This is a genomic window from Paenibacillus sp. LT-B23 (assembly GCF_059417685.1).
The window spans coordinates 125,189-135,770 of record NZ_JBSQBM010000006.1 but is presented as its reverse complement, the minus strand read 5'-3'; the positions used below and the strand labels follow the sequence as shown (position 1 = coordinate 135,770).

11 protein-coding genes are annotated in these 10,582 nt (G+C 46.0%); 7 read left to right on the top strand and 4 right to left on the bottom strand.

The features are described from left to right. Positions 1-40 precede the first annotated feature (40 nt). Both ACWXW9_RS09970 and ACWXW9_RS09965 read right to left on the bottom strand, forming a co-directional pair. The gene (locus tag ACWXW9_RS09970; RefSeq protein ID WP_494929270.1) at positions 41-958 is read right to left on the bottom strand and encodes a sensor histidine kinase; all 918 of its coding nucleotides are present in this window, start codon (positions 956-958) and stop codon (positions 41-43) included. Position 959: 1 nt separating this feature from the next. Then, entirely contained in the window at positions 960-1,637 is a 678-nt protein-coding gene (locus ACWXW9_RS09965) for a response regulator transcription factor (RefSeq protein WP_494929357.1), read from the bottom strand. 325 nt (positions 1,638-1,962) lie between these two features. Here ACWXW9_RS09965 and ACWXW9_RS09960 point away from each other — a divergent pair, with 325 nt between their 5' ends. The 7 genes from ACWXW9_RS09960 (at position 1,963) to ACWXW9_RS09930 (ending at position 7,974) form a co-directional block, all read left to right on the top strand. After that, positions 1,963-2,916 (top strand): ABC transporter permease, encoded by a 954-nt coding sequence (locus ACWXW9_RS09960; protein WP_014278186.1) that lies wholly within the window; start codon positions 1,963-1,965, stop codon positions 2,914-2,916. Then, positions 2,906-3,856 carry an iron chelate uptake ABC transporter family permease subunit gene (locus ACWXW9_RS09955; RefSeq protein WP_494929269.1) on the top strand — a complete coding sequence of 317 codons (951 nt, stop codon included), beginning with the start codon at positions 2,906-2,908 and terminating at the stop codon, positions 3,854-3,856. Before ACWXW9_RS09960 ends, ACWXW9_RS09955 begins: the two co-directional genes overlap by 11 nt. Then, positions 3,850-4,608: an iron ABC transporter ATP-binding protein gene (locus ACWXW9_RS09950; protein WP_494929268.1), complete on the top strand. Its 759-nt coding sequence runs from the start codon at positions 3,850-3,852 to the stop codon at positions 4,606-4,608. The genes ACWXW9_RS09955 and ACWXW9_RS09950 overlap by 7 nt, the downstream gene beginning before the upstream one ends. A gap of 12 nt (positions 4,609-4,620) precedes the next feature. Continuing rightward, positions 4,621-5,604, top strand: coding sequence for a siderophore ABC transporter substrate-binding protein (locus tag ACWXW9_RS09945; RefSeq protein ID WP_494929267.1), 984 nt, complete (start codon positions 4,621-4,623; stop codon positions 5,602-5,604). A gap of 34 nt (positions 5,605-5,638) precedes the next feature. Next, on the top strand, positions 5,639-6,382 hold the full coding sequence (locus ACWXW9_RS09940; protein WP_494929266.1) for an alpha/beta hydrolase: 744 nt from the start codon (positions 5,639-5,641) through the stop codon (positions 6,380-6,382). Between the two features lie 146 nt (positions 6,383-6,528). Continuing rightward, positions 6,529-7,440: an aldo/keto reductase gene (locus ACWXW9_RS09935; RefSeq protein WP_494929265.1), complete on the top strand. Its 912-nt coding sequence runs from the start codon at positions 6,529-6,531 to the stop codon at positions 7,438-7,440. Positions 7,441-7,647: 207 nt separating this feature from the next. Next, positions 7,648-7,974: a thioredoxin family protein gene (locus tag ACWXW9_RS09930; protein ID WP_044644532.1), complete on the top strand. Its 327-nt coding sequence runs from the start codon at positions 7,648-7,650 to the stop codon at positions 7,972-7,974. Between the two features lie 140 nt (positions 7,975-8,114). Here the strand turns inward: ACWXW9_RS09930 and bacA are convergent, their stop codons facing one another. After that, complete coding sequence (gene bacA / locus ACWXW9_RS09925; protein ID WP_082067091.1) at positions 8,115-8,912, bottom strand: undecaprenyl-diphosphate phosphatase; 798 nt, start codon at positions 8,910-8,912, stop codon at positions 8,115-8,117. A gap of 128 nt (positions 8,913-9,040) precedes the next feature. Next, positions 9,041-10,411: a hemolysin family protein gene (locus ACWXW9_RS09920; RefSeq protein ID WP_494929264.1), complete on the bottom strand. Its 1,371-nt coding sequence runs from the start codon at positions 10,409-10,411 to the stop codon at positions 9,041-9,043. Positions 10,412-10,582 lie beyond the last annotated feature (171 nt).

Below are 10,582 nucleotides of genomic sequence, written 5' to 3'. Positions count from 1 at the left end.
CTTTCTACAATCTTTCTGAAATCTAACGGTGTTGAAAGAATTAAGTATCCATAGAAAGAAAAATAGAGAAGGTGGAGCCACTGCCGTAGCGTGACCGTACCTTGATGTAACCACCCTCCGCAGCGATGATTTCTCTAGCTAAAAACAGTCCAATACCTACACCCTCCTGCGAGTTAACAGTAGGGGAGCGATAGAAGCGGGTAAAGATTTTACCTTGTTCTTCTTCTGCAATCCCTATACCACTGTCGGTAATATCGATCCGGCAAAACAAATCATACGCGATCACTTTTATGATGATGCTCCCGCCGGTTTTTGTATATTTCACAGCATTATCCATAATATTGTGGACTGCTTCGGCCGTCCATTTCAGATCAAAGCAAGCATGAATAACTGTGTCCTCCATAACAACTGAAATCCCTTTGGCATCTGCTTTTGGCATAATTTGCTCCAGTGCAGCATCAAGGAGCTTTTGAATAGATTCCCGCCTTGGCGTTACTGTGATAATCCCCGTTTCAAGCCGCGAAGTTTTCACTAATGCATGGATCAGGAAGTTAAGCTTTTCGGCCTGTGCAGATAGAGCTTTCACACAAGTGGAGGTATCCTGCGATAGTTCGTATTCGCTAATTAGTTGGGAATAAAGCAGGATGTTGGCCAATGGTGTTTTCGTTTGATGTGAAATATCGGAAATAAGCTCATTTATTTTGTTTTTTTCCGCAAGTAAATTTTTGGAGGAAACAGTACAAATGGAAAGAAATCGTGCCAGCTTTGTCTCTACTGCAGATAAAACGGATTCGTCGAAAACACGCTCTGAAAAGTTGCCATCTATTGCGGTATCAATCATCACCTGAATGGTTTTCATGGTTTTATGTACATTTTTGCGATATAGAAGAATGACAGTCCCAGCAGCGAATAAAGCAGTAATGGTAATTCCAATACATACGTAATTAAGTGCTGCCAAATTATCTCACCGCCCATGTGTAGCCAATACCATAAACCGTCTTAATGTATCGAGGAGAGGAGGGCGAATCCTCCAATTTATCCCGCAGCCTTTTTACTGTAACAGACAATGCGTTTTCACCTACATACTCAGCTCCATCAGTCCAGATGCTGTCTATCAAATGATCGCGAGATACAGTATTGCCTCGATTATCGATTAGGATGCGCAACAACTTTTGTTCAGTTTTACTTAGTTCAATGGGCGTACCATTCTTAATAAATTCCATTTTGTTAAAAGAAAAAGAAAAACCATCAAGCTGAAAGGAATCGGAAAGTGGATACCCAGCTCTTTTTAGCTGAACGCCGACTCTTGCTCTCAGTACCATGAGACTGAAAGGCTTGGTGATATAGTCGTCAGCACCCAGTTCGAAACCAGTGACAATATCTGTTTCCATATCATTCGCAGTCAGTACGACGACTGGTATAGTTGTTTTTTTTCGTATATGGGTTAAAAGGTCGAGTCCATTCCCATCCGGCAAGTTTACATCAAGAATCACCAGGTCAAAGGCAGTGACGTTCAATTGTTCTCTTGCAGCAGCTATGTCATACGTTTGCACAAATACGTTGTTAGGTTCTTTAAGGGCAAGAACAATACCGTTACTCAAGGCGCTATCGTCCTCGACGATTAATATGTAATTCATCATTCTCCTCCTGTTTTTTGGTTAACCAAGCTATCGAGCCCCGAATTCCAAGAAACGCTCACAATAAAAATGTAAAAGAGGGTCTCCAAATTCTCTATTTCCATTTTACAGGATATTGCTCTTTTTTGCTCATCTGCTCCTAAGCTATTCAGGTGCTTACCCTACTTTTTTCATACTACATTCATTTCAAAAAAATTTGACAGATAAGAGATGACTGATATAATTTATGCTAGTTGATTTTTGATAATGATTATCATTATTGGAGGGGAGGACAGGGCCGAAGCTTGGAACAGGTTGTTGGAGAACAGGCTCCCTTGGTTAGAACATGAAATTGCGTTATTTAATACTGGCTTTTCTGGTACTGGCCTTCGCCTCGGTTTTTATCGGTGTTCATGATGTAACTCCACTTGATTTGTTCCACTTAACCAATGATCAGGCGCAGGTGCTCCTGATTAGCAGACTACCGCGTTTGATCAGCATCATCATCGCAGGAGCGAGTATGAGTATCTGTGGGCTTATTATGCAGCAGCTTACCCGGAACCGATTTGTATCGCCCACCACCGCAGGGACGATGGACGCGGCACGATTAGGTGTGCTGATGGCCATTATGGTGTTTGGAGCGGCTGGATTTTGGACGAAGATGCTGACGGCTTTCGGGTTTGCCCTGGCGGGGACACTGATTTTCATGAAAATACTGGATAAAATCCGTTTCAAGGACCCGGTATTTATCCCGCTGGTCGGTTTAATGTTCGGGGGCATTTTAAATTCGGTGACGACCTTTTTCGCCTATAAATACAATTTGATCCAGAGCATTTCCTCGTGGATGCAGGGTGATTTTTCACTGGTGATGAGTGGTCGCTATGAGATGCTGTATCTTAGTGTTCCTTTGGTTGCATTGGCGTACATATATGCGAATCGTTTCACAATTGCAGGCATGGGCGAGGATTTTGCGGCAAATTTGGGCGTACATTACAAGCGCACCGTCAATGTTGGTCTGGTGATCGTGGCTTTGGTTTCCTCCGTAGTCATATTGACCGTGGGAACGATCCCTTTTCTGGGGCTGGTTGTACCCAATCTGGTCAGCATGTATATGGGCGATAATCTGAAAAAAAGTTTGGCCCATACCGCGACCTTGGGCGCCGTCTTTGTGCTTTTTTGCGATATTTTGGGACGGGTCATCATTTATCCGTATGAAATATCTGTAGGGCTTACGGTTGGTGTGATCGGGAGCGCGTTGTTCTTGTATTTGCTGTTGAGGAGAAGGGCCTATGAATCCTAAATTAAAAATCGGCATATTAGCCGCTGCCGCGCTTCTGTTGATTGCTGCTTTCGTGTTTATAGATCTTCCGCATACCTGGCACTACGCGCTGCCACGAAGATTGAAAAAGATCGCAGCCTTCATCCTGACAGGTGGATCGATTGCTTTTGCAACGGTTATTTTCCAGACGATTACCAATAACAAAATTTTGACCCCGGGCATTATCGGACTGGATTCACTGTATATGCTGGTTCAAACGACCATTGTTTTTGCATTTGGCTCTGTACCGTTCATTTCGACCAGCAGAGAGCTGAATTTCTTATTATCTGTGGGACTGATGGTGCTGTTCGCGGGTTTATTGTACAAATTAATTTTTCGCAAGGACGGACGCGGGATTTATGTACTTCTACTGATTGGTCTGGTGTTCGGCACGCTGTTCAACAGTTTATCTACCTTTATGGAAGTGCTGATTGATCCGAACGAATATGCCAAAATTCAGGACAAAAGCTTTGCCAGCTTTAGCAATGTGAACACCGAGCTGCTGTGGCTGTCCGTCGTGATTCTTGTGCTCGTATTCGCTTATGCGTGGAGGTTCATCAAGTATCTGGATGTGCTGTCGCTCGGACGAGAGCATGCGATTAACTTGGGGCTACCGTACGGTTTTATTATTAAAAGGTTGCTGGTGATCGTGGCGATTCTCATCTCCATTTCCACGGCGCTCGTTGGACCGATTACTTTTCTCGGGTTGATTGTGGCGAATGTGGCTTATCAAGTTATGAAGACCTATCGGCACAGATATATTATTCCGGCCTCCATCTGTGTCAGTGTCATTGCATTGGCAGGATGCCAACTGCTGGCAGAGAGAGTATTCGACTTATCGACAACGGTCAGCGTCATTATTAACTTTATCGGGGGGGTGTACTTCCTGTACCTTTTGCTGCGGGAGAATAAATCATGGTAGAAGTCAAAAACGTATCCAAACGCTACGGGAATAAAAATGTGGTGGACCAGGTATCCGTCACTGTACCGAAAGGCACCATTACCTCCTTTATTGGACCTAACGGCGCGGGAAAAAGCACGTTGTTGTCGATGATCAGTCGTCTGACAGACAGCGATGAGGGTGAAATCCTGATTGATGGGCAATCCGTGAGTCTGACGAAAAGTGAGGAGCTGGCCCGGAAGATATCCATTTTAAAACAGACCAATGATGTCAACATCCGCTTAACCGTGAAGGAGCTGGTCAGCTTCGGCCGTTTTCCGTATTCCCAGGGCAGATTGAACAGCGAGGATCGCAAAATGGTGGAGCAGTCCATGGCCTACATGGGACTGGAGGACATGAAGGACAAGCATATTGATTTGCTTAGCGGTGGACAGCGGCAGCGGGCTTTTATTGCGATGATTCTGGCTCAGGACACGGAATACATACTGCTCGATGAGCCGCTGAACAATCTGGATATGAAGCATTCGGTTCAGATTATGAAGACGCTGCGCGCTTTGGTGGATGATCTCGGCAAAACGATTCTGGTCGTGCTTCACGACATTAACTTTGCCTCCTGCTATTCGGACTATATTGTGGGGATGAAGGACGGCAGGCTACTGAAGCAGGGAACGGCTGACGAGATGATTGATAGTCAGGTATTAAAGGATTTGTACGATATGGATATTCCGATTCAACAGATCGGGGATCATAAAATTTGCGTTTATTTCACATAGGGGGAATGTTAAATGAAGAAAAATATGATGTTTTTAACGCTGGTGCTTGCATTGGTACTGATCGTGTCAGCCTGTGGCAAAGCAGCTCCGGCAACACAGGAAGCGACTGGAAACGGCTCATCTTCTGCTGCAACAACGGAATCGAAAACCATCTCGGTCAAACATGCACTGGATGAAAACCCGGTCCAAGTCAAAGTCAATCCCAAAAATGTCGTTGTTTTTGATTTTGGCTCATTGGATACGTTGGATAAGCTGGGTGTTGACGTTGCGGCGGTAGCACAGCAGGATCTTCCTACGTATTTGAGCAAATATAAAGATTCCAAATATGCAAGTGCAGGCACGCTGTTTGAACCGGATTACGAGAAAATCAGCGACCTGTCTCCTGAATTGATCATCATCGGTGGCAGACAAGCAGATGCGTACAAAGAATTGAGCAAAATTGCACCCACCATTTCGTTGGCTGTAGACACCAAGGATTATATCAATTCCTTTAAGAAAAACGTTGAAACACTGGGTCAAATTTTCGACAAAGAGGATGCTGCCAAACAGGAACTGGCTACGATTGATAGCTCCATCAAGGCCGTACATGACAAGGCTGTAGCGAGCAAAGCCAAAGGACTGATCGTTCTGACGAATGAAGGTAGCTTGAGCGCATATGGCGAGCAATCCCGCTTCGGTATCATTCATGACGCTCTGGGCGTAACACCTGTGGACCCTAGCATTAAAGTATCCACGCATGGACAAAAGGTTTCTTTTGAATATGTACAGCAAAAAAATCCGGATTACATCTTTGTCGTTGACCGTGGAGCAGTCGTGGTAGAGGAAGGCAAGGAACAGGTTACAGGCAAACAAACGATTGAAAACGAGCTGGTGAAGAAAACCAATGCGTTTAAAAACGGTCATATTGTGTATCTTGACCCGAACTACTGGTACTTATCAGGTAATGGTCTGGAATCCGTGTCCGAAATGATCAAGGAAATTGATGCCGCGCTGTAATGGATAACATGTACACGATGGAGATTTGCATACGATGAAAGGTCATCTGGATGAAGTTTCATTAGGCGGGTATCTTGTACACATCTATACACCTCCTGCTTCTGTGAATGATAACGGGCCGTATCCCGTGCTGTATGTGCAGGATGGCAGCTCATTATTTCTAAGCGGATTAAATGAACTGGAGCGGCCCTTTTCTACGGGGGAGTTGCCTGGTGTAGTGCTGGTAGGCATTCAGCCTGTGAATCGGCTGGACGATTATACACCTTGGAAGGCGGCGGCTTTGGTAGAAGGAAGACCTGCTTTTGGTGGTGGCGGGGATGCCTATCTGGCGTTCGTGGTCACAGAAGTGATGCCGTACGTCGAGGCAAGGTATCCGGTGCAAACCGGGTCAGAGCACACGGGAATGATCGGCGCTTCGTTGGGCGGATTGATTTCCATGTATGCTGCCTTCAAGTATAGGGATGTATTCGGACGCATCGGTTCGATCTCCGGCTCCTATTGGTATCCGGGTATGATTGATTACATGCGGTCTGCATCTTTTGCAACTGTATCGGCTGGAACACACCATTTTTACGTATCCGTCGGGACACGTGAAGGTGAAGGGAAAACGAATGTGCAAAAAGATATGGTTTCGTTAACCCTTCAGGCACGTGAAGCGCTACTGGCACAGGGACTTGATGAAAAGGATATTCTTCTCGTGCTGGATCAGGATGCGGTGCATCGAGTGGATTTTTTCCAGCGTCAATTCCCCGAGGCCATCAAGTGGTTGTTCCGATAGCACGAATGTAATATGGACTTTATGCAATAATCCCAAAGGATTGGAGATCGTGGAGTCTCTATGCCCTTTGGGGTTATTTTTTGCGTATAATAGAGTAATATTCAAAATTTAATGTTACACGCTAATGAAAGTGAGGGAACCAATAGATGAAGAAAAATCGTCTGGGGTCTTCGGATTTGCTGGTAGGCGAGATTGGCCTGGGCTGTATGTCGGTCGGTACGGAGGAACAGCAAGGTGTTTACCTGATCCATGAAGCGCTGGATCGGGGCGTGAACCTGCTGGATACAGCGGATTTGTACCATCACGGACGTAATGAGGAAATTGTAGGGGCAGCGATTCGTGGACGGCGTCAAGATGTTGTTTTAGCGACCAAGGTAGGTAATCGGCGTATGCCGGGCCAAGAGGGCTGGGGGTGGGACCCGTCCAAGGAGTATATTCTGTCTGCGGTCAAAGAAAGCCTGCGCCGCCTGGGAACGGACTATATCGACCTGTATCAGCTTCACGGTGGGACGATTGACGATCCCATCGACGAAACGATTGAGGCTTTTGAACAGCTCAAAAGGGAGGGGGTCATCCGTTATTATGGCATTTCCTCGATTCGTCCTCACGTCATCCGTGAATATGTCGAGCGTTCGAATATCGTCAGCGTCATGAATCAATATAGCTTGCTGGACCGTCGGGCAGAGGAAGAGGTACTGTCATTACTTCAGAAGCGGGGAATCAGCGTCATTGCACGCGGGCCTGTCGCCAGCGGCGTATTGACCGACGAAGGAGAAGGCAAGGTAGCCAAGGGCTATCTGGACTACGAAGAGGCAGAGCTGCTGGACTTACGCAAGCAACTAAAGGCATTTACGAATGCAGAGCGCAGCATGGGGCAGACAGCTATCCGTTATAGCCTGTCTCACCCGGCTGTTGCTGCTGTCATCCCGGGTGCAAGCTCACGGGGACAATTGGAGCATAATATCGCAGCAGCCAGTATCCCGCCGTTATCCAAGCAGGAGCGGGAGGCACTACAGCAAATTAGCCGGGCTAACCGCTATGATGCGCAATACCGTTAATATGAGCACAGGTAGGGCAGAGGGGATCTTCGTCACACGGTCGGAAATGCGATTTGCCAGCCGATAAATTGGTTCATACTTTTGAACGTGTACTTGCCATAGTTGCAATATATGAAAGAATCATTACAATATAAGAATAAGCTCAGGTTTATAATCCATATTTGGTTATGGAGACGTTCATAAATATACTTTAGGAGGAACCAACAAATGGAACGCATCGAATCACAGCAGCAGTATCAGGATTTGATTAACGGTGACGGCTTGACGGTCGTAAAATTTGATACAACCTGGTGTCCGGATTGCAAAACACTGGATAAATTCATGGGTGGCATTATCGAGGAAAATGCAGATAAGCGCTTCTTTGCGCTTGATGCTGAGAAATTCCAGCCGATTGCTGAAGAAAACCAGGTACGTGGAATTCCGAGCTTGCTCGTTTTCCGTAACGGCGAAAAAATTGCTCATTTGCACAGCAAATATGCCAAGACGCCAGCACAAATCTCCGAATACCTGACCACGTTGGAATCAAAACAATAATGAATGATGCAAAATGCTGAAATAGAAAAAGGGTTATCCCATGGCTGACAAATCAAGCCCATGGGATAACCCTTTTTTGTCATACGAAACAAGCTGTTATTGCTGAAAAGCATGAAGGCTTTGCGGCAACAAACAACAGTTTACAAAATAATGAAGAAGAACACAGCCGCCAATACGAAGCGGTAGATGGCGAATGAAGTCAGGCTCAAGCGTTTGAGCAGACCGAGGAACGTTTTGATCGCCAGCATTCCGACGATAAAGGCAGTGATAAAGCCTGCCGCGAACACCGGAAAATCGCTCATGGACAGATGGTCCATACTTTTGATCATATCAATACCCGATGCGCCCAGCATGACTGGGACAGAAACTAAAAATGTAAATTCAGCGGCTGCTGTATGGCTTACACGGGCGAATAGGCCCCCGGACATGGTTGAGCCTGAACGGGAGAAGCCCGGCCATAAAGCCAGGACCTGGAACAAGCCAATCGTAAAAGCCTGCTTATACGTAATGTCATCCACCGTATGCGATTTAATGGGCGGATGGAATTTTTCAGCCGCGATCATTAGCAAGCCTCCGATGACCAGACTGTACAGAACAGTTTGAGGGCCAAACAGGTATTGCTTGATTACATCACGGAACAACACGCCAATCACACCCGCAGGGATCATGGCCAAAATAATATGGAGCAGGTTCAGGCGCGGCTGGGTCGAGATTCTGCGTCTGAAATCGAATAAGCTCAGGAACCTGCGCCAGTACAATACGACAACTGCCAGCACAGCACCCAACTGTACAATAACCTCGAACGTTTTGACCGTATCATTCTCCGTGTTTAACCCGAGAAGATCAGCCGTCAGGATCATATGACCCGTCGAAGAGACCGGCAAAAACTCTGTCAGTCCTTCAATAATACCCATAATAATAGATGATAAAATATCCACTTTATTAGTTCCTCCTTACACGCGTGCAGGGCAAACGGCCTAAGCCGTTTGCCCTGGAAGTATGTCATTTCAGTAGGAGTGAACGCAAGTGTCAAGTGCACAGTGCAAGCCGCTCAGGTCACAGCGGTTCACTCCCGGGAAGAAGTGTCAGATTCCGCTTCCAACTCGGATACAGGAGATTCATTGTGCAGAATAATCTCCACCCGTCGAATACGATTTTTACCCATTTCACGAATGATAAATTTCACATCATCTTCTATGAATTCCTTGCCCTGTCTCGGTTCCGGAACCCGACTATACACCCACCCTCCGACAGTATCCACGTCCTCATCGTCCAACGTCAAGCCAGTCAGATCACTCAAATCGGAAAGCATCACCTTGCCATCCATCAAATAACTGTTCTCCGTCAATTTCTCGATTTCCTTCCGTTCATCCTTATCAAATTCGTCACGGATTTCGCCAACAATTTCCTCCAAAATATCCTCAATAGTAATCAGACCGGAGGTTCCGCCGTATTCATCGACGAGAAGGGCGATATGAACCTGCTCCTTCTGCATGCGTTTGAGCAGCGTGTTGACAGGTATAACTTCCGGAACAGTCAGGATCGGTTGAATCAGACTATTGAAATCAAGCTCAGGGTTGCGGTCATACTCAAGGAACAATTGCTTGGTATTAATCATACCGATGATCTGATCCTTGCTTTCTGTCGCTACCGGAAAACGGGTATACTGTTCTTCGTGAATGGTCAGCATGTTTTCTTTCAGCGAGCGATTCGTAAACAAGCATACCATATCTGTACGTGGCACCATAATTTCTTTGGCAACGGTCTCGTCAAAAGCAAAGATACGATTCACGTAGCCATATTCGGTGTTATTGATCTTACCACTTTCCACGCTTTCGGACAAAATGATCTGAATTTCCTCCTGAGAGTGCGCTTCCTCATGCTCGCTTGCCGGTTGAAGACCAAACAAACGAACCAAACGGTTGGCCGAGCCATTCAGGAGCCAGATAAACGGATACATAATCCGGTTAAACCATACGATGACCGGGGAGGTCAACAAGCTTACTGCTTCCGCTTTGCGGATCGCCAGCGTTTTGGGAGCCAGTTCACCGATAACCACGTGCAGGTAAGTTACAATGACAAATGAAATAATAAAGGCCAGGATATGTGAAAATTCCCCATTGATGTTGAGCTGTTGAAAGAGAGGCTCCAGCAATTTGACCACGGTCGGTTCACCGAGCCAGCCGAGTCCCAACGCTGTAATCGTAATACCAAGCTGACAGGCAGACAGGTAGCCGTCCAGATTATTGACGACCTTTTGTAGCGCCAGTGCGTTTTTCCGATTTTCCACGACCAGCTGATCGACCCGGCTGGAACGGATTTTAATAATCGCAAACTCGGTAGCCACGAAGAAAGCACTAAATATAATCAACACCGCGAACAAAAATAGACTGACACCTATACCCATATAATTTTCACTCATCCCTTTTTCGTTCAATTTTTAATGAACTCCATTTTAAGTTCACTTGAACTTATTTTAAGAACTTAAAAGCAAATATACAAGGTTCATATCCAATCATAGCAGGTCACCTGCCTCCAATTTGCACGGAAAATAAGGCAAAACAGAACCCGCACGGATCATTGCTTCACTTTACAAGCCTAGTTTATG